The sequence below is a fragment of the Escherichia sp. 94.0001 genome, from assembly GCF_013369155.2.
Taxonomy (GTDB): Bacteria; Pseudomonadota; Gammaproteobacteria; order Enterobacterales; family Enterobacteriaceae; genus Escherichia; species Escherichia coli_F.
The window spans coordinates 20260-45596 of sequence record NZ_JABWMS020000017.1 but is presented as its reverse complement, the minus strand read 5'-3'; the positions used below and the strand labels follow the sequence as shown (position 1 = coordinate 45596).

Annotated in this window: 24 protein-coding genes; 17 read left to right on the top strand and 7 right to left on the bottom strand. The window is 50.4% G+C overall.

What is annotated here, in order from left to right:
• Positions 1-471 precede the first annotated feature (471 nt).
• Positions 472-1857, top strand: a complete 1386-nt coding sequence (dcuC, locus tag HEN33_RS10930; RefSeq protein WP_000955057.1) for an anaerobic C4-dicarboxylate transporter DcuC — start codon at positions 472-474, stop codon at positions 1855-1857.
• Positions 1858-1897: 40 nt separating this feature from the next.
• Here dcuC and dpiA read toward each other — a convergent pair whose 3' ends face one another.
• On the bottom strand, positions 1898-2578 hold the full coding sequence (gene dpiA, locus HEN33_RS10925; RefSeq protein ID WP_000126500.1) for a two-component response regulator DpiA: 681 nt from the start codon (positions 2576-2578) through the stop codon (positions 1898-1900).
• Positions 2547-4205, bottom strand: a complete 1659-nt coding sequence (dpiB, locus tag HEN33_RS10920; protein WP_001353363.1) for a sensor histidine kinase DpiB — start codon at positions 4203-4205, stop codon at positions 2547-2549. The genes dpiA and dpiB overlap by 32 nt, the downstream gene beginning before the upstream one ends.
• 379 nt (positions 4206-4584) lie before the next feature.
• On the opposite strand from dpiB, the gene citC reads away from it, so the two are divergent.
• The 11 genes from citC (at position 4585) to uspG (ending at position 13668) form a co-directional block, all read left to right on the top strand.
• Positions 4585-5643: a [citrate (pro-3S)-lyase] ligase gene (gene citC, locus HEN33_RS10915; RefSeq protein WP_000467705.1), complete on the top strand. Its 1059-nt coding sequence runs from the start codon at positions 4585-4587 to the stop codon at positions 5641-5643.
• Positions 5644-5657: 14 nt separating this feature from the next.
• A complete protein-coding gene (gene citD, locus HEN33_RS10910) occupies positions 5658-5954 on the top strand; it encodes a citrate lyase acyl carrier protein (RefSeq protein WP_000700703.1) in 297 nt (98 codons plus the stop codon).
• Positions 5951-6859: a citrate (pro-3S)-lyase subunit beta gene (citE, locus tag HEN33_RS10905; RefSeq protein ID WP_000622357.1), complete on the top strand. Its 909-nt coding sequence runs from the start codon at positions 5951-5953 to the stop codon at positions 6857-6859. Before citD ends, citE begins: the two co-directional genes overlap by 4 nt.
• A 10-nt stretch (positions 6860-6869) precedes the next feature.
• Positions 6870-8402 (top strand): citrate lyase subunit alpha, encoded by a 1533-nt coding sequence (citF, locus tag HEN33_RS10900; RefSeq protein WP_176262699.1) that lies wholly within the window; start codon positions 6870-6872, stop codon positions 8400-8402.
• Positions 8403-8405: 3 nt separating this feature from the next.
• The gene (gene citX, locus HEN33_RS10895; protein WP_115770964.1) at positions 8406-8957 is read left to right on the top strand and encodes a citrate lyase holo-[acyl-carrier protein] synthase; all 552 of its coding nucleotides are present in this window, start codon (positions 8406-8408) and stop codon (positions 8955-8957) included.
• Positions 8932-9810, top strand: coding sequence for a triphosphoribosyl-dephospho-CoA synthase CitG (citG, locus tag HEN33_RS10890; RefSeq protein ID WP_000062467.1), 879 nt, complete (start codon positions 8932-8934; stop codon positions 9808-9810). Before citX ends, citG begins: the two co-directional genes overlap by 26 nt.
• A 50-nt stretch (positions 9811-9860) precedes the next feature.
• Positions 9861-11324, top strand: coding sequence for a citrate/succinate antiporter CitT (gene citT, locus HEN33_RS10885; protein ID WP_000050323.1), 1464 nt, complete (start codon positions 9861-9863; stop codon positions 11322-11324).
• Positions 11325-11437: 113 nt separating this feature from the next.
• Complete coding sequence (gene rna / locus HEN33_RS10880) at positions 11438-12244, top strand: ribonuclease I (protein WP_176262701.1); 807 nt, start codon at positions 11438-11440, stop codon at positions 12242-12244.
• Positions 12245-12473: 229 nt separating this feature from the next.
• Entirely contained in the window at positions 12474-12884 is a 411-nt protein-coding gene (gene rnk, locus HEN33_RS10875; RefSeq protein ID WP_000089731.1) for a nucleoside diphosphate kinase regulator, read from the top strand.
• A gap of 142 nt (positions 12885-13026) precedes the next feature.
• Positions 13027-13116 (top strand): small membrane protein YldA, encoded by a 90-nt coding sequence (yldA, locus tag HEN33_RS27090; RefSeq protein ID WP_349813939.1) that lies wholly within the window; start codon positions 13027-13029, stop codon positions 13114-13116.
• Positions 13117-13239: 123 nt separating this feature from the next.
• Positions 13240-13668 carry a universal stress protein UspG gene (gene uspG, locus HEN33_RS10870; protein ID WP_000278505.1) on the top strand — a complete coding sequence of 143 codons (429 nt, stop codon included), beginning with the start codon at positions 13240-13242 and terminating at the stop codon, positions 13666-13668.
• A 121-nt stretch (positions 13669-13789) separates the two neighbouring features.
• Here uspG and ahpF read toward each other — a convergent pair whose 3' ends face one another.
• Both ahpF and ahpC read right to left on the bottom strand, forming a co-directional pair.
• Positions 13790-15355 (bottom strand): alkyl hydroperoxide reductase subunit F, encoded by a 1566-nt coding sequence (gene ahpF / locus HEN33_RS10865; RefSeq protein WP_032183601.1) that lies wholly within the window; start codon positions 15353-15355, stop codon positions 13790-13792.
• A 244-nt stretch (positions 15356-15599) separates the two neighbouring features.
• Entirely contained in the window at positions 15600-16163 is a 564-nt protein-coding gene (ahpC, locus tag HEN33_RS10860) for an alkyl hydroperoxide reductase subunit C (protein ID WP_000052796.1), read from the bottom strand.
• Between the two features lie 372 nt (positions 16164-16535).
• Here ahpC and dsbG point away from each other — a divergent pair, with 372 nt between their 5' ends.
• The 4 genes from dsbG (at position 16536) to HEN33_RS10840 (ending at position 20361) form a co-directional block, all read left to right on the top strand.
• Entirely contained in the window at positions 16536-17282 is a 747-nt protein-coding gene (gene dsbG, locus HEN33_RS10855; RefSeq protein WP_176262700.1) for a thiol:disulfide interchange protein DsbG, read from the top strand.
• Positions 17283-17489: 207 nt separating this feature from the next.
• A complete protein-coding gene (gene citR, locus HEN33_RS10850; protein ID WP_024212087.1) occupies positions 17490-18392 on the top strand; it encodes a DNA-binding transcriptional repressor CitR in 903 nt (300 codons plus the stop codon).
• 146 nt (positions 18393-18538) lie between these two features.
• Positions 18539-19759 carry a phosphoadenosine phosphosulfate reductase gene (locus HEN33_RS10845; RefSeq protein ID WP_032183599.1) on the top strand — a complete coding sequence of 407 codons (1221 nt, stop codon included), beginning with the start codon at positions 18539-18541 and terminating at the stop codon, positions 19757-19759.
• Positions 19732-20361 carry an IbrB-like domain-containing protein gene (locus tag HEN33_RS10840; RefSeq protein ID WP_000528558.1) on the top strand — a complete coding sequence of 210 codons (630 nt, stop codon included), beginning with the start codon at positions 19732-19734 and terminating at the stop codon, positions 20359-20361. The genes HEN33_RS10845 and HEN33_RS10840 overlap by 28 nt, the downstream gene beginning before the upstream one ends.
• On the opposite strand, the gene ybdL is transcribed toward HEN33_RS10840, so the two are convergent.
• Entirely contained in the window at positions 20362-21522 is a 1161-nt protein-coding gene (gene ybdL, locus HEN33_RS10835; RefSeq protein WP_176263803.1) for a methionine-oxo-acid transaminase, read from the bottom strand.
• A 108-nt stretch (positions 21523-21630) separates the two neighbouring features.
• Between ybdL and hcxA the strand changes: the two genes are divergently transcribed.
• Complete coding sequence (gene hcxA, locus HEN33_RS10830; protein WP_176263802.1) at positions 21631-22719, top strand: hydroxycarboxylate dehydrogenase HcxA; 1089 nt, start codon at positions 21631-21633, stop codon at positions 22717-22719.
• 9 nt (positions 22720-22728) lie between these two features.
• On the opposite strand, the gene HEN33_RS10825 is transcribed toward hcxA, so the two are convergent.
• Positions 22729-22926 (bottom strand): YbdD/YjiX family protein, encoded by a 198-nt coding sequence (locus HEN33_RS10825; protein ID WP_000460431.1) that lies wholly within the window; start codon positions 22924-22926, stop codon positions 22729-22731.
• Positions 22927-23068: 142 nt separating this feature from the next.
• Complete coding sequence (gene cstA / locus HEN33_RS10820; RefSeq protein WP_001043157.1) at positions 23069-25174, bottom strand: pyruvate/proton symporter CstA; 2106 nt, start codon at positions 25172-25174, stop codon at positions 23069-23071.
• Between the last annotated feature and the right edge of the window lie 163 nt (positions 25175-25337).

The following is a 25337-nucleotide window of genomic DNA, read 5'->3' as shown; positions in this document are numbered from 1 at the left end:
TGTTCAAGATAAATATTTCCGCGCATCTATTAAAGATGATGCGTCGTTTTCTGCGATGGGAATAGTCATAAAAGAAAAAGCAAGTTGTTTCTGATAACAAAATGCAACCAAGAAAAAATTAACTTATTTTTTAATAAGATACAAAAAAAATATCTTAATGAAGAATATATTATATATTGTCAACCCACGCCCATTGCAGATTGTTTTTTGAGCACACAACCGCAGCTAACACCATTGCAATTAACAAATTTGCATCAATCCACCATCAATTTACACACATTATTATGTGATAATTGCCAAACGCTAAATATGCGTTTTGTTATCTATGTATAAAAACAGCAACTTCAATGTCTTAATGGCAGTTTTTCTTGATTTTAATCAGCATTCACCGCCAATTTATTGGGCATATTTTTTCCTTAAGCTTTAGGAATTTTTTATTATTTACTTTGGGGCCTGGAGACAGGAAAAATTATGCTGACATTCATTGAACTCCTTATTGGGGTTGTGGTTATTGTGGGTGTAGCTCGCTACATCATTAAAGGGTATTCCGCCACTGGCGTGTTATTTGTCGGTGGCCTGTTATTGCTGATTATCAGTGCCATTATGGGGCACAAAGTGTTACCGTCCAGCCAGGCTTCAACAGGCTACAGCGCCACGGATATCGTTGAATACGTTAAAATATTGCTAATGAGCCGCGGCGGCGACCTCGGCATGATGATTATGATGCTGTGTGGCTTTGCCGCTTACATGACCCATATCGGCGCGAATGATATGGTGGTCAAGCTGGCGTCAAAACCATTGCAGTATATTAACTCCCCTTACCTGCTGATGATTGCCGCCTATTTTGTCGCCTGTCTGATGTCTCTGGCCGTCTCTTCCGCAACCGGTCTGGGTGTTTTGCTGATGGCAACCCTGTTTCCGGTGATGGTAAACGTTGGTATCAGCCGTGGTGCAGCTGCTGCTATTTGTGCCTCCCCGGCGGCGATTATTCTCGCACCGACTTCAGGGGATGTGGTGCTGGCGGCGCAGGCTTCCGAAATGTCGCTGATTGACTTCGCCTTCAAAACGACGCTGCCTATCTCAATTGCTGCAATTATCGGCATGGCGATCGCCCACTTCTTCTGGCAACGTTATCTGGATAAAAAAGAGCACATCTCTCATGAAATGTTAGATGTCAGTGAAATCACCACCACTGCCCCTGCGTTTTATGCCATTTTGCCGTTCACGCCGATCATCGGAGTACTGATTTTTGACGGCAAATGGGGTCCGCAATTACACATCATCACTATTCTGGTGATTTGTATGCTGATTGCCTCCATTCTGGAGTTCATTCGCAGCTTTAATACTCAGAAAGTGTTCTCGGGCCTGGAAGTGGCTTATCGCGGGATGGCAGATGCGTTTGCTAACGTGGTGATGCTGCTGGTTGCCGCTGGGGTATTCGCTCAGGGGCTTAGCACCATCGGCTTTATTCAAAGTCTGATTTCTATCGCCACTTCGTTTGGTTCGGCGAGTATCATCCTGATGCTGGTATTGGTGATCCTGACAATGCTGGCGGCAGTCACGACCGGTTCAGGCAATGCGCCGTTTTATGCGTTTGTTGAGATGATCCCGAAACTGGCGCACTCTTCCGGCATTAACCCGGCGTATTTGACTATCCCAATGCTGCAGGCGTCAAACCTCGGTCGTACCCTGTCACCCGTTTCTGGCGTAGTCGTTGCGGTTGCCGGGATGGCGAAAATCTCACCATTTGAAGTCGTAAAACGCACCTCGGTGCCGGTGCTTGTTGGTTTGGTGATTGTTATCGTTGCTACAGAGCTGATGGTGCCCGGAACGGCAGCCGCGGTCACAGGCAAGTAAATAGTCATGCCGGAGGCAAGCTTCCTCCGGCTTTATCATGTCACCCACTGTGGTATATGCGTTGCGGTCTGCCAACTTTGCCGTGAACAATTTCAGCAATAATCAGATGGCGGCTGGCGCAATATTCAAGATAACGTCTGGCAGTGGTGCGGCTGATAGTCAGTGCCTGCGCCACCGTTTCTGCCGTATGTTGCACACCAGGCTCTTTAAACAGTTTTCGCACCGCGTTTAGCGTCAAGGGGTCAATGCCGGTCGGCAGTTCGTCTTTGGGTTCACCGCGAGCATAGGCATTAAACATCTCATCGATTTGCTTCTGGCTGGCGCTATCAATACTTTCCAGCATATGTTTACGCTGGCGGAAACGGGTTAGCGTTTGCCCCAGCCGTTCATAGGCAATTGGCTTAATGAGATAATCAAATACACCACAACGTACGGCTTCAGACACCGTTTCCATATCACTGGCTGCAGTGGTAAACACCACGTCGCCGGGATAATGCGCCTGCACCAGTTCATGCAGTAAATTAATCCCTCTACCGTCAGGAAGATAGTTATCGAGCAAGATTAGCCCCGGCTTAAAACGCTCGATCATCATTCGGGCCTGCGCCAGGTTTCCCGCCAGTAATATCTGACTGAATCCGGGAATGTGACGAATATATTCCGCATGCATCTCTGCCAGCGGCGTTTCGTCCTCAACGATCAATAGGGTTAATGGAGCTGTCATTAGGTTTCACTTTCGGAATATAGATTGAAAATAAGGTACCGCAGGGATCATTATCTTCGAGAGTGATAACACCACCGCAGCGCGTTACGTAGCTGGCAATCAAGTACAACCCAATGCCATGTTCGCCGGGCTCGTCAGCACGCGTACTGACACCCTGCTCAAATATTTTGTCTCGTAGAGACTCTGGAACGCCGCAGCCCTGATCGGCGACTTCAATCACCACATCATCGCCTTCATCGCTGAGGAATAATTCAACGATCTTGTTTCCTTCATCGCTACGCAGGCTGGCTTCGAAGGCGTTATCAAGTAAATTGCCAACAATGGCTGCAAACTCGGTGCTGTCCAGTCCTGGCGGCAGTTGCGAAAGCTGACTTCCGGGGACGATGACCATTTTTAGCCCCAGTTCGCGGGCGCGCTGCACTTTACCAAAAAGCAGCCCCGCCACCTGGCGATCGGCAAACGCCTCGCGCAGGCTATCAATAAGCTGTTGCTGGGCCTGAGACTCCCCCTGCACCATCGCCAACACGCGATCATACTCTTTCATCTGCAACAGACCATTGAGCGTCGACATCCAATTGAGATGCTCGTGTCGCAATGTGCGCAGGCTCTCGACGTATTGTTTAATTTGCGTCAGTTGTGCATTGAGGGTGGATATTTCGTCTTTACTACGAAAGCTGATAATGGCCCCCAGCAAATCATCACCAGAACGAATAGCTTCCCGGTTGGCAATAACGCTCAGACCGTTAAAGTTCGCCACCACATCCTGACGTTTTTCATCAATCTGTTCGGTAAAGAAATCGGCGGGCCTGACCACTTCAGCAATGGGTTTACCCAACCATTGCCGTCCGGGGGAACTCAGCCCCAGCATCTTTCTTGCGTTACGATTGATGGCGGTAATGTAACCGTGCGGATCCACCGCAATCAGCCCTTCATAAACCGAACTAAACAGCGCCTCTTGCTGACGGACCACGCGTGCGATTTGCTTTGGCTCCATGCCCATCATTTGCCGACGGATATGCGCGGCCAGGAACCACGACAGCAACATCAGAATCCCTAACAGCACGACAAACACGCCAGCCATCGGTAATAAAAACTCAGCCCGCCAGCTATCGATTTTACTCACCAGGTAGCCAATCGACACCACGCCGATGACTTTTCCATCGTCATCAAAGATTGGCGTTTTGGCACGCATCGCCATGCCAATTGACCCTTTCCCGGTGATAAAGTAGCTCTCCCCTTTCTCCAGCGCGCCCGGTTTGGTGAATTGCATAGGATAACCAATTTTCTCCGGATTAGGATGGTAAAGGCGGATCGAGTGCCGGTCACCAATCACGACATAATCGAAATCAGTATCTCTTTGTAATTTGTTAGCGATGGTCGCCAGTCGCTTGTAGTCACGCGTTTTCACTGCGCTGATGATACTGTCATTAGAAGCAATAATTTTTGCCTGATTCATTGCCATGTCGCGCACATGAAGCGTTAAATAGTCCTCAAAACTGGCCGTAAAATATTGCGCCAGGGCTGCAATGACAAATATTGAGAACACCAGAATCAGCAAAAAGATACGCAGCGGAAATGCCAGTCTTTGGAAAAATGCAAACTGTTTATTCTCGTTAAGCTGCAACATTGTTTTCCTTGCGGGTTGTCCCGAGCCTCTTTGACGGATGTAATTAAAATGTTGAATCAAAATACATAGATATTAAATATAATCGTGGCAAATTTTATTCATTAAATCAATTAAATCACTTAAACCTGCGGGTCATTTCGTAATTACATTAATTAAAAAACTTAAAACCATTAAATAAATAAAAAACCACTAACTCTATGTGAAATAAATCAAAATTTCACGCTGCAATACTCCTTAGGATGTATAGCGAAAGGAGAAAAAGATATACCTCGATCGCCCCCCTTTCTCCCAAGTGAAAATAAAAGGTTATCAGTTTGCAACATCGAACAACATTCGTTGCAAATCGATAACAACATGCACCTTCAGGATACTATTTATTATGTTCGGCAATGATATTTTCACCCGTGTAAAACGTTCAGAAAATAAAAAAATGGCGGAAATCGCCCAATTCCTGCATGAAAATGATTTGAGCGTTGACACCACAGTCGAAGTATTTATTACCGTAACCCGCGATGAAAAGCTTATCGCGTGCGGTGGAATTGCCGGAAATATTATTAAATGCGTTGCTATCAGTGAATCCGTTCGCGGTGAAGGACTGGCGCTGACATTAGCCACTGAATTGATAAACCTCGCCTATGAGCGGCACAGCACGCATCTGTTTATTTATACCAAAACCGAATACGAGGCGCTGTTCCGCCAGTGCGGTTTTTCCACGCTGACCAGTGTACCCGGCGTGATGGTGCTGATGGAAAACAGCGCCACGCGACTGAAACGCTATGCCGAATCGCTGAAAAAATTTCGTCATCCAGGGAACAAGATTGGCTGCATTGTGATGAACGCCAATCCCTTTACGAATGGTCACCGTTATCTGATTCAACAGGCTGCAGCACAGTGCGACTGGTTGCATCTGTTTTTAGTTAAAGAAGATTCTTCACGCTTTCCCTATGAAGACCGGCTGGATCTGGTGTTAAAAGGCACCGCCGATATTCCACGCCTGACTGTGCATCGCGGCTCCGAATACATCATCTCCCGCGCTACGTTCCCTTGCTACTTCATTAAAGAACAGAGCGTCATTAACCATTGTTACACCGAAATTGATCTGAAGATTTTCCGTCAGTACCTCGCTCCCGCGCTGGGTGTAACTCACCGCTTTGTCGGTACTGAACCCTTTTGTCGCGTTACCGCCCAGTACAACCAGGATATGCGCTACTGGCTGGAAACGCCGACTATCTCCGCACCGCCCATCGAACTGGTTGAAATTGAGCGGCTGCGTTACCAGGAGATGCCGATATCCGCTTCCCGGGTACGTCAACTGCTGGCGAAAAACGATCTCACGGCTATCGCGCCGCTGGTCCCTGCAGTCACGCTGCATTATTTGCAGAACCTGCTTGAGCACTCCCGCCAGGACGCGGCAGCTCGTCAAAAGACCCCCGCATGAGAAACAGGTGAAAAATGAAAATAAACCAGCCCGCCGTTGCAGGCACCCTTGAGTCTGGGGATGTGATGATACGCATCGCCCCACTCGATACGCAGGATATCGACCTGCAAATCAACAGCAGCGTTGAAAAACAGTTTGGTGATGCCATTCGCACCACCATTCTGGACGTTCTCGCCCGCTACAACGTGCGCGGCGTACAGCTGAATGTCGATGACAAAGGCGCACTGGACTGCATTTTACGTGCACGACTGGAAGCCCTGCTGGCACGCGCCAGCGGTATCCCGGCTCTGCCATGGGAGGATTGCCAATGATTTCCGCTTCGCTGCAACAACGTAAAACTCGCACCCGCCGCAGCATGTTGTTTGTGCCTGGTGCCAATGCCGCGATGGTCAGCAACTCATTCATCTACCCGGCTGATGCCCTGATGTTTGACCTCGAAGACTCCGTAGCATTACGTGAAAAAGACACCGCCCGCCGCATGGTTTACCACGCGCTGCAACATCCGCTGTATCGCGATATTGAAACCATTGTGCGTGTAAACGCGCTGGATTCCGAATGGGGTGTCAACGACCTGGAAGCCGTCGTTCGCGGTGGTGCGGACGTTGTGCGTCTGCCGAAAACCGATACCGCTCAGGATGTTCTGGATATCGAAAAAGAGATCCTGCGTATCGAAAAAGCCTGTGGTCGTGAACCCGGCAGTACCGGCTTGCTGGCGGCGATTGAATCTCCGCTGGGCATTACCCGCGCAGTGGAAATTGCTCACGCTTCCGAGCGTTTGATCGGTATCGCCCTCGGTGCAGAAGACTATGTGCGCAACCTGCGTACAGAACGCTCCCCGGAAGGAACTGAACTGCTGTTCGCTCGCTGCTCCATTTTGCAGGCCGCGCGATCTGCGGGTATTCAGGCGTTCGATACCGTCTATTCTGACGCAAACAACGAAGCCGGATTCCTGCAAGAAGCCGCCCACATCAAACAGCTGGGCTTTGACGGCAAATCGCTGATCAACCCGCGTCAGATTGATCTGCTGCACAACCTCTACGCACCGACCCAGAAAGAAGTGGATCACGCCCGCCGCGTCGTAGAAGCCGCTGAAGCCGCCGCTCGCGAAGGCCTCGGCGTGGTTTCCCTGAACGGCAAGATGGTGGACGGTCCGGTTATCGATCGCGCCCGTCTGGTGCTCTCCCGTGCAGAACTTTCCGGCATCCGCGAAGAATAAGGCAATCAAAATGACGCAGAAAATTGAACAATCTCAACGACAAGAACGGGTAGCGGCCTGGAATCGTCGCGCTGAATGCGATCTTGCCGCTTTCCAGAACTCGCCAAAGCAAACCTACCAGGCTGAAAAAGCGCGCGATCGCAAACTGTGCGCCAACCTGGAAGAAGCGATTCGTCGCTCTGGTTTACAGGACGGCATGACGGTTTCCTTCCATCACGCTTTCCGTGGCGGTGACCTGACCGTCAATATGGTGATGGACGTCATCGCGAAGATGGGCTTTAAAAACCTGACTCTGGCCTCCAGCTCCCTGAGTGATTGCCATGCGCCGCTGGTAGAACACATTCGCCAGGGCGTGGTTACCCGCATTTATACCTCTGGCCTGCGCGGTCCACTGGCGGAAGAAATCTCCCGTGGTCTGCTGGTGGAACCGGTGCAAATCCACTCTCACGGCGGACGTGTGCATCTGGTACAGAGCGGCGAACTGAATATCGATGTGGCTTTCCTCGGCGTCCCGTCCTGTGATGAATTCGGTAATGCCAACGGCTACACCGGTAAAGCCTGCTGCGGCTCCCTCGGCTATGCAATGGTTGATGCCGACAACGCAAAACAGGTCGTGATGCTTACCGAAGAACTGCTGCCTTATCCGCATAATCCGGCAAGCATTGAGCAAGATCGGGTTGATCTGATCGTCAAAGTTGATCGCGTTGGCGATGCTGCAAAAATCGGCGCTGGTGCTACCCGTATGACCACTAACCCGCGCGAACTGCTTATTGCCCGTAGCGCTGCGGATGTGATTGTTAACTCTGGCTACTTCAAAGAAGGTTTCTCCATGCAGACCGGCACCGGCGGCGCATCGCTGGCGGTAACCCGTTTCCTGGAAGACAAAATGCGTAGCCGCGATATTCGCGCTGACTTCGCCCTCGGTGGTATTACCGCAACGATGGTTGATCTGCACGAAAAAGGTCTGATCCGCAAACTGCTGGATGTGCAGAGCTTTGACAGCCACGCTGCACAATCGCTGGCCCGTAACCCCAATCACATCGAAATCAGCGCCAACCAGTACGCTAACTGGGGTTCAAAAGGTGCATCGGTTGATCGTCTCGACGTGGTGGTACTGAGCGCGCTGGAAATTGACACCCAGTTCAACGTTAACGTGCTGACCGGCTCTGACGGCGTACTGCGTGGCGCTTCCGGTGGTCACTGCGATACCGCGATTGCCTCTGCACTTTCCATCATCGTCGCACCGCTGGTACGCGGTCGTATTCCGACGCTGGTGGATAACGTGCTGACCTGCATCACCCCGGGCTCCAGTGTCGATATTCTGGTCACAGACCACGGTATCGCAGTTAACCCGGCACGTCCGGAACTGGCAGAACGTCTGCAGGAAGCGGGGATCAAAGTGGTTTCTATTGAGTGGCTGCGTGAACGTGCGCGTCTGCTGACCGGTGAACCACAGCCGATTGAATTCACCGACCGCGTCGTTGCCGTTGTGCGTTACCGCGATGGCTCGGTGATCGATGTTGTGCATCAGGTGAAGGAATAAGCCATGCACCTGCTTCCTGAACTCGCCAGCCACCATGCGGTGTCAATTCCCGAGCTGCTCGTCAGCCGGGATGAAAGGCAAGCACGGCAACACGTCTGGCTCAAGCGCCATCCTGTTCCACTGGTCTCCTTTACCGTGGTTGCGCCTGGGCCGATTAAAGACAGCGAGGTCACACGCCGAATTTTTAATCATGGCGTGACAGCCTTGCGTGCCTTAGCCGCAAAACAGGGCTGGCAAATTCAGGAGCAGGCTGCACTGGTTTCCGCCAGCGGGCCGGAGGGCATGTTGAGCATTGCCGCCCCGGCTCGCGACCTCAAGCTCGCCACCATTGAGCTTGAACATAGTCATCCTCTCGGGCGGTTATGGGATATCGATGTCCTGACACCCGAAGGCGAAATTCTCTCCCGCCGCGACTATTCACTGCCGCCTCGCCGCTGCCTGTTGTGCGAGCAAAGCGCAGCTATTTGCGCGCGTGGAAAAACCCATCAACTGACCGATTTACTCAACCGCATGGAGGCGCTGCTGAACGATGTCGATGCCTGCAACGTCAACTAAAACCACAAAGCTTGCGACGTCATTAATCGATGAGTACGCCCTGCTGGGCTGGCGCGCCATGCTGACTGAAGTCAATCTGTCACCGAAACCAGGCCTCGTGGATCGGATTAACTGCGGTGCGCACAAAGATATGGCGCTGGAAGATTTTCACCGCAGCGCGCTGGCGATTCAGGGCTGGTTACCCCGTTTCATTGAATTTGGTGCCTGTAGTGCTGAAATGGCACCAGAAGCGGTACTCCACGGATTACGCCCAATTGGTATGGCTTGCGAAGGTGATATGTTCCGCGCCACTGCGGGCGTAAACACGCATAAAGGCAGCATTTTTTCTTTAGGGCTACTGTGTGCGGCAATTGGCCGTTTGCTTCAACTCAACCAGTCGGTAACGCCAATAACCATTTGTGCGACGGCGGCAAGTTTCTGCCGTGGCCTGACCGATCGCGAACTGCGTACCAATAATTCACAACTGACGGCAGGTCAACGGTTGTACCAGCAGCTAGGCCTTACCGGCGCACGCGGTGAAGCCGAAGCGGGTTATCCACTGGTGATCAACCACGCCCTGCCGCATTACCTCACTCTGCTGGATCAGGGGTTAGATCCTGAACTGGCATTGCTCGATACCTTACTCCTACTGATGGCGATCAACGGCGATACCAACGTTGCATCGCGCGGTGGCGAGGGGGGCCTGCGCTGGCTACAGCGCAAGGCGCAAACATTATTGCAAAAAGGGGGCATCCGAACCCCCGCCGATCTCGATTATCTCCGGCAGTTCGACAGGGAGTGTATCGAACGAAATCTCAGTCCAGGCGGCAGTGCCGACCTGCTGATCCTTACCTGGTTTTTAGCACAGATTTAATTATTTAAGCACTTGATAAATTTGGAAATATTAATTTTCGGAGAACCCGTATGTCTTTAGCAAAAGATAATATATGGAAACTATTGGCCCCACTGGTGGTGATGGGCGTCATGTTTCTTATCCCTGTCCCCGACGGTATGCCACCGCAGGCATGGCATTACTTCGCTGTGTTTGTGGCAATGATTGTCGGCATGATCCTCGAGCCAATTCCGGCAACAGCGATCAGTTTTATTGCGGTTACTATTTGCGTTATTGGCAGTAATTACCTTCTCTTTGATGCCAAAGAATTAGCTGACCCAGCGTTTAATGCGCAAAAACAGGCGCTGAAATGGGGTCTGGCTGGTTTTTCCAGCACCACGGTATGGCTGGTATTTGGCGCATTTATTTTTGCATTAGGGTATGAAGTTTCCGGGTTAGGTCGTCGCATTGCCCTTTTCCTGGTGAAATTCATGGGCAAACGCACGCTGACGTTAGGTTATGCGATAGTCATTATCGACATTCTGCTGGCACCGTTTACACCGTCCAACACCGCGCGTACCGGAGGTACGGTTTTTCCGGTCATTAAAAACCTGCCGCCGCTGTTTAAATCATTCCCGAACGATCCGTCCGCGCGTCGTATTGGCGGCTATTTGATGTGGATGATGGTCATTAGTACCAGTCTGAGTTCGTCCATGTTTGTCACCGGTGCGGCACCAAACGTGCTGGGTCTGGAGTTCGTCAGCAAAATTGCCGGCATCCAGATTAGCTGGTTGCAGTGGTTCCTCTGCTTCCTGCCGGTTGGCGTTATCTTACTTATCATTGCGCCGTGGCTTTCCTACGTGCTTTACAAACCGGAAATCACACACAGTGAAGAAGTAGCAACCTGGGCGGGTGATGAACTAAAAACCATGGGTGCGCTGACACGCAGAGAGTGGACGCTGATTGGCCTTGTATTGCTCAGCTTAGGTTTGTGGGTATTTGGCAGTGAAGTCATTAATGCTACTGCGGTAGGTCTGCTGGCAGTTTCGCTAATGCTGGCCCTGCACGTTGTGCCGTGGAAAGACATTACCCGCTATAACAGCGCATGGAACACGCTGGTCAACCTGGCAACTTTGGTTGTGATGGCTAATGGCCTGACTCGTTCTGGCTTTATTGACTGGTTCGCCGGTACCATGAGTACGCACCTGGAAGGATTCTCACCAAACGCAACGGTGATTGTACTGGTTCTGGTGTTCTACTTTGCGCACTACCTGTTTGCCAGCCTGTCTGCGCACACCGCAACCATGCTGCCGGTTATTCTGGCCGTCGGTAAAGGTATTCCGGGCGTACCAATGGAACAACTGTGTATCCTGCTGGTGCTGTCTATCGGTATCATGGGCTGTCTGACGCCGTATGCAACCGGTCCTGGGGTGATTATTTACGGCTGCGGCTATGTGAAATCAAAAGATTACTGGCGTCTTGGCGCAATCTTCGGGGTGATTTACATCTCTATGCTGCTGTTGGTTGGCTGGCCGATTCTCGCTATGTGGAACTAATACGTTCGCCAAACGCTGAATAAATCATCACGCCCGCCAGGTAAGCCCACCAGGCGGGCTTTTTTATGATTTAATAGGTAGTATTCAGTGTATGTATGAGTTCCACACCCATTATGAAAGCATTCTGGCGTAATGCCGCGTTGCTCGCAGTTTCTCTGCTTCCCTTCTCTTCTGTCAACGCTGTGGCGTTGCAGGCAAAACAGTATGGCGATTTTGATCGCTATGTCCTTGCTCTCTCCTGGCAAACCGGGTTCTGCCAGAGTCAACACGATCGAAATCGTAACGAACGGGATGAATGTCGCCTGCAAACCGAAACACCCAACAAAGCCGACTTTCTGACCGTACATGGTCTATGGCCGGGATTGCCTAAATCGGTTGCGGCCCGTGGTGTTGATGAACGACGCTGGATGCGCTTTGGTTGCGCTACTCGCCCAATCCCGAATCTACCAGAGGCGCGCGCCAGCCGGATGTGTTCATCGCCGGAAACCGGGTTATCGCTGGAAACGGCAGCTAAACTAAATGAAGTCATGCCGGGAGCTGGCAGTCGTTCCTGCCTGGAACGTTACGAATATGCCAAACACGGCGTCTGCTTTGGTTTTGATCCGGACGCTTACTTCGGCACGATGGTACGCCTGAATCAAGAAATTAAAGAGAGCGAAGCCGGAAAATTCCTTGCGGATAACTACGGTAAGACAGTGAGCCGCCGTGACTTTGACGCCGCCTTTGCCAAAAGCTGGGGAAAAGAGAACGTGAAAGCCGTTAAGCTAACGTGCCAGGGTAACCCTGCGTATTTGACTGAAATTCAGATTTCAATCAAAGCTGACGCCATCAACGCTCCGCTTTCTGCAAACTCATTCTTGCCGCAACCACACCCAGGCAACTGTGGCAAAACCTTTGTGATTGATAAAGCAGGTTATTAATCATCTGATTTACAAAACACGCTAATTCGTCTTCCATAAACCATGACGATTAAGATTTATACATAATGCGCTGCATTGAGGAATTCCCTGAATGTGATGCAAATCACTTCAAAGAGTGAGCAACAGTCAGTATCATCATGTGAGTTAAACCCTCGCCGCCTGACGGTGAGGGTTTTCTTTTGGGTATGTTTATCTGCGACACTCGCAGTACCGACGACATGGAGTAAAAATGTCCAGACCAACTATCATCATTAACGACCTGGATGCCGAACGCATCGATATTCTGCTGGAGCAACCCGCCTATGCTGGTTTGCCAATCGCCGACGCGTTAAACGCAGAGTTGGATCGCGCCCAAATGTGTTCGCCAGAAGAGATGCCACACGACGTGGTGACAATGAACAGCCGGGTTAAATTCCGCAATCTTAGCGATGGCGAAGTGCGTGTGCGCACGCTGGTGTATCCGGCAAAAATGACCGATAGCAATACTCAGCTTTCCGTTATGGCTCCGGTAGGTGCCGCACTGCTGGGGCTGCGCGTTGGCGATTCCATTCACTGGGAACTTCCGGGCGGCGTTGCAACCCACCTTGAAGTGCTGGAACTCGAATACCAGCCAGAAGCTGCTGGCGACTACCTGCTTTAATCCCATCTGCACAAGCGATAACTCGCTTTGCCCAGAGGATGCACTCGCATCCTCTTTCCGCTCAAATATCAACCAGATTTATCATTTTGCTCTTAAGCACAGCATTCTAATCTGAACTGGTTATTCATCTGCGGAACCCCATATGAGCGAAGCTCTCAGTATCACTGCGTTTTATATATTCATAGCAGCTATTATTGTTGCTGCAGTGCTATACCTTGAACAACGCTGGTAGTACCTGGTTTTATTTATTTTCCAGATCAATCGCAAATTCAGATCGAATCAGCCTCGCAAATCATAGATTCATAATCAATAATGTGCTGTTATGTATACATGCAAAAACAAGGAGAGAATGCTTATGTACAAAACAATCATTATGCCAGTGGATGTATTTGAAATGGAATTGAGCGACAAAGCTGTTCGCCACGCTGAATTCCTCGCCCAGGATGATGGAGTTATTCATCTACTTCACGTGCTACCAGGCTCAGCCAGCCTGAGCCTGCACCGTTTTGCCGCTGATGTGCGCCGTTTTGAAGAGCATCTGCAACATGAAGCAGAAGAACGTTTGCAAACGATGGTCAGCCACTTCACCATCGATCCTTCCCGCATTAAACAACATGTCCGTTTTGGTAGCGTGCGGGATGAAGTCAATGAGTTGGCAGAAGAACTGGGGGCTGATGTTGTCGTTATCGGTTCGCGCAACCCATCGATTTCGACCCATCTGTTAGGTTCTAACGCCTCAAGCGTTATCCGCCACGCCAATCTGCCGGTGCTGGTCGTTCGCTAATAGATAAAAGTATTTATGTCGCCCTGCCCGGAGCCATCCCGGCGGGGCTTTTTATTGCAATAAAAAAGCCGCCAGGTTTGACCCCGGCGGCTAAGCAATTGCAGGTGAATCTTACTTCTTCTTATGCTGTTTTGGTGCGAATCAGGTAGTCAAAAGCACTCAGAGAGGCTTTGGCACCTTCGCCAGTGGCGATGATGATCTGCTTGTACGGAACCGTTGTACAGTCACCCGCAGCGAACACGCCTTTGACGTTGGTTTCGCATTTCGCATCAATGATAATCTCGCCCATGCGGTTACGTTCGACTGCGCCTTCGAGCCAGTTGGTGTTCGGCAGCAGACCAATCTGGACGAAAATACCGGCCAGTTCGATGTTGTGAATATCGCCGCTGACACGATCGCGATATTCCAGACCAACAACTTTGCTGCCGTCGCCTTTCACTTCCGTGGTTTGCGCATTCAGAATAATGTCGACGTTTTTCAGGCTGCGCAGTTTGTCCTGCAGAACCTGGTCGGCTTTCATTTCTGGCGCAAATTCCAGCAGAGTTACGTGCTCAACGATACCCGCCAGGTCGATTGCCGCTTCCACGCCGGAGTTACCGCCGCCGATGACCGCTACGCGTTTGCCTTTAAACAGCGGGCCGTCGCAGTGCGGGCAGTAGGTCACGCCTTTGGTGCGATATTGATCTTCGCCCGGAACGTTCATGTTACGCCATTTTGCACCGGTCGCCACGATAATACTGCGTGCTTTCAGTACCGCGCCAGAAGCTGTTTCAATCTGATGCAGGCCGCCTTCAACCGCTGCCGGGATCAGTTTGCTCGCGCTCTGGCTGTCGATCACATCAACGTCGTATTCATCAACGTGAACTTTCAGCGCACCTGCCAGCTTCTGCCCTTCGGTCTTCGGTACAGAAATGTAGTTTTCGATATCAACGGTATCGAGGATCTGACCACCAAAACGTTCGCCCATCAGACCGGTACGGATGCCTTTACGTGCGGAGTAAATTGCTGCCGCTGCACCCGCCGGGCCGGAACCGACGATTAATACGTCATAAGCATCACGCTTGTTCAGCTCTTCTGCCGCACGTTTTTCCGCGCCAGTATCAATTTTGGCGACGATTTCGGAAATAGTCATGCGGCCCTGACCAAACTCTTTCCCATTTACGAACACTGCCGGAACGCCCATCACGTTGCGATCGGTGATTTCGTTCTGGAAGGTGCCGCCGTCAATTGCCGTATGCTTAATACGCGGATTCAGTACGCTCATCAGGTTCAGCGCCTGCACTACGTCCGGGCAGTTGTGGCAAGAGAGCGAGTAATAGGTTTCGAATTCAAAATCACCGTCAATATGGCGAATCTGCTCCAGCAGAGACTGCGCTTCTTTCGACGGATGACCACCGGTCCACAACAACGCCAGTACCAGCGAGGTGAACTCGTGGCCCAGCGGGGAACCTGCAAAACGTGGCCCCTGGTTGGAACCTGGGTTAGTGATCAGGAAAGACGGCTTACGCACTGGCAAGCTGTTATCTTCTTTAAAGGTGACTTTGTCTGACAGTTCTGCGATTTCAGCCAACAGTTCCTTGATTTCTGCCGATTTAGCGCTGTCATCCAGCGTGGCAATTAACTCAACAGGCTTGGTCAATTTCTCAAGGTAAGCCTTGAGTTGAGTTTTCATATTTGTGTCGAGCATGTTTATCTCCTGGGCTTTAAACATCATCATGCAAGCGGCCTCTGCGGCTACCTGGATGCAGCTTGCATCATGGTGCGGGGAAGAAAATCGGGTGCCGCAGCACCCGAAGAATTAGGTGAATTTCCGAAGTATTTCACGCCAGAGCAAGGCGGCTAGCCTGTGAATCCCCGGGAGCTTACACAAGTAAGTGACCGGGGTGAGCTGGCGACGCCAACGCCGCTATGGCGCGAAAGACGAAGGAAATTTAGATTTTACCAACCAGGTCCAGAGACGGAGCCAGAGTTGCTTCACCTTCTTTCCATTTAGCCGGGCAAACTTCACCTGGGTGAGAAGCTACGTACTGTGCTGCTTTGATTTTACGCAGCAGGTCAGACGCGTCACGGCCAATGCCTTCAGCGGTAACTTCGATTGCCTGGATGATACCCTGCGGGTCAACAACGAAGGTCGCACGGTCAGCCAGACCTTCATCTTCACGCATGTTGTCGAAGTTACGGGTCAGGGCGCCAGTCGGGTCGCCGATCATCGCATATTTGATTTTAGCGATAGTTTCAGAGCTGCTGTGCCATGCTTTGTGGGTGAAGTGAGTATCGGTAGATACTGCGTATACGTCTACGCCCAGTTTCTGCAGTTCTTCGTAGTGGTCAGCAACGTCACCCAATTCGGTCGGGCATACGAAAGTAAAGTCAGCCGGGTAGAAGAAGAAGACGCTCCAGCGGCCTTCGGTATCTTTTTCGGTGATTTCGATGAATTCGCCGTTTTTGAATGCCTGGTTTTTAAAAGGTTTAATTTTGGTGTTAATCAAGGACATCTATACTTCCTCCGTGTTTTCGATGAGATGTAAGGTAACCAATTTTTGCCGATTCGGCTAATGCGTTTCCATTATCAAATCGATAAGTTTTACCTTACAACCGTCGTAAGACAACTTTGTGAACTTTGCACCGCCAGTGGCGATAAAAAGTAAAATGGGCCCCCTTTCCAGGTGACCGTGTAATCTGAACTACCCTTTGGTATCTTCAGCGCCTGCCTGCAGGCTGTGGTGTTGCCCTTACAAATGCAACAACGACATGGATTACAACACCCTCATAAACAAAGGGCAATCACCTGATCTAAGCTCTTACCTATGACAGTGATAGGTTATGCCTTTTACTCCATTTTTGCACTGACTGAAAAGGACAAATTAATGTTAAAAAAGATACTTTTACTGGCTCTGCTTCCTACAATCGCCTTTGCAGAGGAACTTCCTGCTCCGGTAAAAGCGATTGAAAAACAGGGCATTAAGATCATCAAAACGTTCGATGCCCCCGGCGGAATGAAAGGTTATCTCGGCAAGTATCAGGATATGGGCGTCACCATTTACCTGACTCCAGATGGTAAGCACGCTATCTCTGGTTACATGTACAACGAGAAAGGTGAAAACCTGAGTAACATGCTTATCGAAAAAGAAATTTATGCGCCAGCCGGACGCGAAATGTGGCAACGGATGGAACAATCGCACTGGCTCCTCGACGGTAAAAAAGACGCGCCAGTCATAGTCTACGTTTTCGCCGATCCGTTCTGCCCATATTGTAAACAGTTCTGGCAGCAGGCGCGCCCGTGGGTTGATTCTGGCAAAGTACAGTTGAGAACATTGTTGGTTGGGGTTATCAAACCAGAAAGTCCGGCGACAGCCGCGGCAATTCTGGCCTCTAAAGATCCCTCAAAAACCTGGCAAGAATATGAAGCCTCTGGCGGCAAACTTAATCTAAATGTGCCTACAAACGTAAGTACAGAGCAAATGAAAGTGTTAAGCGACAACGAGAAACTCATGGACGATCTGGGGGCAAATGTCACACCGGCTATCTATTACATGAGTAAGGAAAATACGCTGCAACAGGCCGTGGGGTTGCCCGATCAGAAAACGCTTAATATCATTATGGAAAATAAATAGAAGATAATTCATGGATGGTTGAAATACATCCTTGCTTTTCAACCATTCTAAAAACGCATGAATTGCTTCTTCCCCTCCAGACAACTGTGTTACTTTAGAAAAACTTAATCCAGAGTTAAGTAATAAAACATAACAAATATAAATAAAACAGTAGAATCATTGATTACAAGAATGATTTATGGACAAGATAATATAACGGAGTATGTTATGGCTAATCTTTATGATTTAAAAAAATTCGACCTCAATTTACTGGTCATATTTGAGTGCATTTATCAACACCTCAGCATTAGCAAAGCAGCAGAATCATTATATATAACGCCATCTGCCGTGAGTCAGTCGTTACAACGTTTACGCGCGCAATTTAATGACCCGTTATTCATCCGCTCAGGGAAAGGTATCGCGCCGACTACAACAGGGTTAAATCTGCATCACCATCTTGAGAAAAATCTCCGAGGCCTTGAACAAACGATCAATATCGTTAATAAGTCTGAGCTGAAGAAAAATTTTATTATCTACGGTCCTCAGCTTATTTCTTGTAGTAATAACAACATGCTAATCCGCTGTCTAAGACAAGATACTTCAATCGATATAGAATGCCATGACATACTGCTTTCAGCTGAAAACGCTGAAGAATTGTTAGTTCAACGCAAAGCTGACCTGGCAATTACACTGCAACCAGTAATTAGCCGCTCTGTCATCTGCATGCCGGTACATACTATTCGCAATTCTCTTATATGTAGCAACAAACATCCTCGTATTACCGATACCAGTAACTATGAACAAATTATCGCCGAAGAATTCACCTTGTTGATATCTAAATCAGCAGGAATTGATGAAATTCAAATGGACATAGATGAACGTTTTATGAACCGTAAAGTTTCATTTCGCAGTTCTTCTTTGTTGACGATAATTAATAGTATTTCTGTTACTGACTTATTGGGCATTGTGCCCACCGAACTGTACGATTTACATCGTGATTTTTTGAAGTTACAAGAGATAAAACTGGAACGACCACTTCCTACGGTTAAACTTTATATTTCCTATAACAAGGCTTCGTTGAACAACCTTGTCTTCTCACGATTCATAGATCGTTTAAATGATAGCTTCTGATTTATTACCACGGATAAATGTTATATTACGCATCAATTGATTCATTGTGTGAATATAAAATAATGTGCTCTATCTTGCTTCGTTTACCCTATAATTAGCGGATTCATCTCACAAGTCACCCAGTAACGTTCAGAGAGCGTTTTCAGATGTCTATTTATAAAATCCCTCTTCCGCTGAATATTTTAGAAGCTGCACAGGAACGTATTACCTGGACACTTAACACCTTGCCCCGTGTTTGCGTTTCTTTTTCGGGGGGTAAAGATTCCGGATTAATGCTGCATCTTACCGCCGAACTTGCCAGAAAATTGGGAAAAAAAATCTGCGTTTTGTTTATCGACTGGGAAGCACAGTTCTCTTGTACCATCGACTATGTACAGTCGTTACGCGAGTTGTATACCGACGTTATTGAAGAGTTTTACTGGGTAGCACTCCCACTCAAGACGCAAAATTCCCTTTCACAATACCAACCAGAATGGCAGTGCTGGGAATCTGATGTCGAATGGGTGCGTCAGCCCCCGCAAGAAGCGATAACCGATCCTGACTTTTTCTCCTTTTACCAGCCAGGCATGACCTTCGAACAATTTGTACGTGAGTTTGCCGAATGGTTTTCACAAAAACGTCCGGCGGCGATGATGATCGGCATCCGTGCGGATGAGTCCTACAACCGTTTTGTCGCCATCGCCAGTTTAAGTAAACAACGTTTTGCCGATGATAAGCCCTGGACCACAGCCGCACCAGGCGGTCACAGCTGGTACATTTACCCCATCTACGACTGGAAAGTAGCTGATATCTGGACCTGGTATGCTAATCATAAATCCCTATGTAACCCATTGTATAATATCATGTATCAGGCAGGCGTTCCCCTGCGTCATATGCGAATTTGCGAACCTTTTGGCCCGGAGCAACGGCAAGGATTATGGCTCTATCACGTTATCGAACCGGATCGCTGGGCTGCTATGTGCGCACGAGTTAGCGGGGTAAAAAGTGGCGGCATTTACGCCGGACATGACAATCATTTTTATGGTCATCGGAAAATCCTCAAACCAGAGCATTTAGACTGGCAAGAGTATGCATTATTGCTGCTTGATAGCATGCCGGAGAAAACGGCTGAGCATTACCGCAACAAAATTGCCATTTACTTGCATTGGTATCAGAAAAAAGGTGTCGAGGTGCCACAGACCCAGCACGGGGACATTGGCGCGAAAGATATCCCCTCCTGGCGGCGAATTTGCAAGGTGTTACTGAATAACGATTACTGGTGTCGGGCATTATCATTTAGCCCAACCAAAGCGAAGAATTATCAGCGTTATAACGAACGGATAAAAGTAAAACGTCAGGAGTGGGGAATACTATGCAACAACAATTAACGCAGGATTTAACCCAATTTCTCGCCAGCTTGCCGGAAGACGATCGCATCAAAGCGATTAACGAAATCCGCCTGGCGATCCATCAGGTTAGCCCCTTTCGTGAAGAGCCAGTAGATTGTGTTCTGTGGGTTAAAAACAGCCAACTTATGCCAAATGATTACAACCCAAACAATGTGGCACCGCCCGAGAAAAAACTGTTACAAAAATCCATTGAGATAGATGGTTTTACCCAACCTATTGTGGTCACGCACACAGATAAAAATGCTCTGGAAATCGTGGATGGCTTTCACCGTCATGAAATTGGTAAAGGCTCTAACACGTTAAAAATGCGATTAAAAGGATATTTACCGGTCACCTGTCTGGAAGGAACACGTAACGAACGCATCGCCGCGACTATTCGTCATAACCGCGCTCGTGGACGCCACCAAATCACAGCCATGTCAGAAATCGTTCGTGAACTCAGCCAGTTAGGATGGGACGACAATAAAATCGGCAAAGAGCTGGGTATGGACAGCGACGAAGTGTTGCGCCTGAAACAAATTAACGGCCTGCAAGAGTTATTTGCTGACCGTCAATATTCCCGCGCCTGGACAGTAAAATAATTACAGCTGGCGCAGGCGTTCAGCTGCCGCCAGCAACGTCGATTCCTTCTTGGCAAAACAGAGACGAATGAGCTTATGGGGGAAGGGATCGGCGCAAAATACCGACAGCGGGATCGCCGCCACGCCATGCTCCCGCGTCAGCCACTGGCAAAACTCAACGTCATCCAACGAAGAAACCGCGCTGTAATCCACCAGCAAAAAGTAAGTGCCTTCGCACGGTAAAATCTCCAGCCGACTCTCACTTAAGGCGTTCACCAGAATATCGCGCTTCTGGCGATAAAAGTCCGGTAACGCAAGGTAGTGTTCAGGTTCTGCTCGCAGCATATCGGCAAGGGCCAGCTGCGCCGGGGTATTCACCGAAAAAGTCAGATACTGATGCACTTTGCGGATCTCGGCGCTGATGGGCGCAGGCGCAACGCAATAGCCCACTTTCCAGCCGGTCATATGATAGGTCTTGCCAAACGATGACACCGCCACCGCCCGCTCACGCAGTTGCGGATGCGCCAGCACACTGGCATGGCCCTGCTGTGAAAAGTTGATATGCTCGTAAACTTCATCGCTAATGACAAAAATCTCGTGCCCGGCAATTGCCTGCCACAAAGCGGAAAAATCAGTCTGCTGCCAGACAGTAGCACTGGGGTTATGCGGGGTGTTAAGGATCACCAGTCGGGTGCGCTCGCTTAACAATGCGGCAAATTCCTGCCAGTCCACGCGAAAATGCGGTGGTTGCAGTGCAATACGTTTCACTATTCCACCCGCAAGCGTGATGGCGGGGGCGTAACTGTCATAGCTGGGATCAAAGCAAATCACTTCATCGCCATTGCGCACCAATGCAGTAATCGCTGCGTACAGCGCTTCCGTCGCCCCTGCTGTTACGGTGATATCGCTGTCGGCATCTGGTTGATAGCCATACAGCCGTTCCGTTTTCTGAGCAATCGCCTCGCGCAAGGCCTGCACGCCAGTCATAGGCGCGTATTGGTTTGCTCCCTGGGCAACGTGGTACGCCAGCCGTTCCTGCAAATAGCGCGGTCCATCAAAATCAGGAAAGCCTTGTGACAGGTTAATCGCCTGGTGTTGCTGCGCCAGTGCGCTCATCTGGGTGAAAATAGTGGTGCCAAGTTGTGGAAGTTTGCTTTGTGGAATCAGAGGGTTATTTGTCATTTTTATTGTGCCTGACAAAGTTGCGTGTTGAAGCCACTATAACACGATGCTAGTATTTGGCAATCAAGACGTTTAGATGTCTAAATAAAACAATAAGGACAACACAACATGCCTCACAATCCTATCCGCGTCGTCGTTGGCCCTGCTAACTACTTTTCTCATCCCGGCAGTCTCAATCACCTGCATGATTTTTTCACTGATGAACAACTTTCTCGCGCAGTGTGGATCTACGGTGAACGTGCACTTGCCGCGGCGCAAACCAAACTTCCATCGGCGTTTGAACTGCCAGGAGCAAAGCATATTTTGTTTCGCGGTCATTGCAGTGAAAGCAATGTGCAACAACTGGCGGCTGAGTCCGGTGACGATCGCAGCGTGGTGATTGGCGTCGGCGGCGGCGCACTGCTCGACACCGCGAAAGCCCTCGCCCGCCGTCTCGGTCTGCCGTTTGTTGCCGTTCCAACGATTGCCGCTACCTGCGCTGCCTGGACACCACTCTCTGTCTGGTACAACGATGCCGGACAGGCGCTACATTATGAGATTTTTGACGACGCCAATTTTATGGTGCTGGTGGAACCGGAGATAATCCTCAATGCGCCGCAAGAATATCTGCTGGCAGGAATCGGTGACACGCTGGCGAAATGGTATGAAGCGGTGGTGCTGGCTCCTCAGCCAGAAACGCTGCCGCTAACCGTACGGCTGGGAATCAATAATGCGCAGGTCATTCGCGACGTCTTGTTAAACAGTAGCGAGCAGGCGCTTGCCGATCAGCAAAACCAGCAGTTAACGCGATCATTTTGCGATGTGGTCGATGCGATTATCGCCGGAGGCGGAATGGTCGGTGGTCTGGGCGATCGTTTTACGCGTGTGGCGGCGGCCCATGCCGTGCATAACGGTCTGACTGTACTGCCACAAACCGAGAAGTTTCTCCACGGCACCAAAGTCGCCTACGGAATTCTGGTGCAAAGCGCCTTGCTGGGTCAGGATGATGTGCTGGCGCAATTAACCGGGGCGTATCAGCGTTTTCATCTGCCGACCACGCTGGCGGAGCTGGAAGTGGATATCAATAATCAGGCAGAGATCGACAAAGTGATTGCGCACACCTTGCGTCCGGCGGAATCCATTCATTACCTGCCGGTCACGCTGACACCAGATACGTTGCGTGCAGCGTTCGAAAAAGTGGAATCGTTTAAAGTCTGACGTACAGATTTAGCAGCAGCGCGCGCCGCCTTTTCCACCGTAGCGCGCGTCCTGCCGCTCACGGAAAAACTCCTCGTAGGTCATCGGCGTTTGATCGGGATGGTTAACCCGCATATGTTCGACATAGTTGTCGTAATCAGGCATACCAATCATCAGCTTCGCCGCCTGACCTAAATATTTTCCGGCTTTTGCCAGTGAATCAAACATCAATACCTCCGGTAATCAGGTTGCTGAGAGAGTGCATTAATAGCTATCAACGCGCTCGGTCAGTCCCCTCGCCCCACCGGGGAGAGGGTTAGGGTGAGGGGGAACCCCAGGCACTACGCCAACATCCCCCCTCACTCTGACTTTAGTGCGCGCCTTTCGCCTGCGCCACGATCTCCTCGACATTTTCCGGCATTGGCTCATACGGCGTTTCTTTCGCCGTTGGCTTCGGCTCTTTCAATGCCGCCAGTGCCGTCTTAATCGAGAACAGCGCCAGAACCACCACAACCACCATAAAGAAGATGGTTAATCCGGCATCCAGACGGTTGTTGAACACCAGTTGCGCCAGTTGTGACTCAGTATACTGCGACGGAATATTGCCGCTGTCGATCATTGCCTGGAACTTGTTAGCAATCGCCAGGAAACCGACTTTCGCATCCGGGCTAAACGCTTTCTGCCAGCCTGCGGTCAGGGTACAAATCAGCAGCCAGGCCGTTGGTACCAGCGCCACCCAGGCGTAACGTTGACGTTTCATTTTGAACAGCACCACAGCACAAAGCATCAGCGCCATCCCTGCCAGCATCTGGTTGGCAATACCAAACAGCGGCCACAGAGTGTTAATACCGCCCAGCGGATCGACCACGCCCTGATGCAGAAAGTAACCCCACGCCAGCACGCACAGCGCCGTTGCCAGCAGGTTAGCAGGCAGTGAATCGGTCCGTTTCAGGCCCGGAGAAACCACGCCCAGCAGATCCTGCAACATAAAGCGCGCAGCACGCGTACCCGCATCCACCGCCGTCAGAATAAACAGTGCTTCAAACAGAATGGCGAAGTGATACCAGAACGCCACATCCATCATGCCACCCAGCGCGCCGTGCAGAATGTAGGCCATCCCCACCGCCAGGGTCGGCGCACCGCCCGCACGGGAAATGATCGACTGTTCACCCACTTCGCTGGCAATCTGATTTAACGTATCTGGCGTAATGCTAAAGCCCCAGCTACTCACTACCTGCGCAGCAGATGCCACTACATCCGCCGTCCCCGCCGGAGCCAGCACCGCCATCGGGCTGTTCATCGCGAAGTACACGCCCGGATCGATGATACAGGCAGAAACCAGTGCCATAATCGCCACGAAGGATTCCATCAACATCCCGCCGTAGCCGATAAAGCACGCCTGACCTTCGTTCGCCAGCATCTTCGGTGTGGTGCCGGAAGAGATCAGCGCATGGAAGCCAGACACCGCGCCACAGGCGATAGTAATAAACAGGAACGGGAACAGATTACCGGTCCATACCGGACCAGTGCCATCTACAAATTTGGTCAGCGCAGGCATGGTCAGCGTCGGACGCATAATCAAAATGCCTACCGCCAGACCGACGATAGTCCCGATTTTCAGGAAGGTAGAGAGGTAGTCACGCGGAGCCAGCAGCAACCACACCGGTAGAACCGCCGCCACAAAACCGTACCCCACCAGCATCCAGGTCAGTTGCACGCCGGTAAAGTCAAAGTACGGTGCCCAGGTCGGGCTTTCTGCCACCCAGCCGCCAGAGATAATGGCGAAAATCAGGAATACCAGGCCAATCACCGACACTTCCCCAATGCGGCCCGGACGCAGATAGCGCAGATAAATCCCCATGAACAGCGCCAGCGGAATGGTGAACGCAACGGTATACGTTCCCCACGGGCTATGAGTCAGGGCTTTCACCACGATCATCGCCAGTACTGCAAGGATAATGACCATGATCATAAAGCAGGCCACCAGCGCAATCACCCCGGCGGTTGGCCCCATCTCTTCTTTAACCAGCTCGCCCAGCGAGCGACCGTCACGGCGCGTGGAAACAAACAGCACCATGAAATCCTGCACCGCACCGGCGAGAACCACCCCGGCAAGTAGCCAGATCATCCCCGGTAGGTAGCCCATTTGCGCCGCCAGTACCGGCCCCACCAACGGGCCTGCTCCGGCAATAGCCGCAAAATGGTGACCGAACAGCACTTTCTTGTCCGTCGGCACATAGTCCAGCCCGTCGTTATGGCGCACCGCTGGCGTCATACGCGTCGGGTCAACCGCCAATACATTTTTGGCAATATAAAGACCATAAAAACGGTAAGCGATCAGATAGATACAGACCGACGCCACCACAATCCACAGCGCGTTGATCTGTTCCCCACGATTTAAAGCAATGTATCCCAGAGCAAATGCTCCCATTACAGAGAGCACTGTCCAGACGAGGTATTTCCCTGATTTGTTCATAGTTGTTATCCGTGTGCGTGTCCATAGAGATGTTACATTTTGTTTCTATAACATCTTTGTGCAATTTAACAACACAGCAACTATGTAAATCGGAGTTGAAACCAATATTTAACTTAACAATGTTAACTTGATCACTTCGTTAACTGAGTTTTCCTGCAATCTC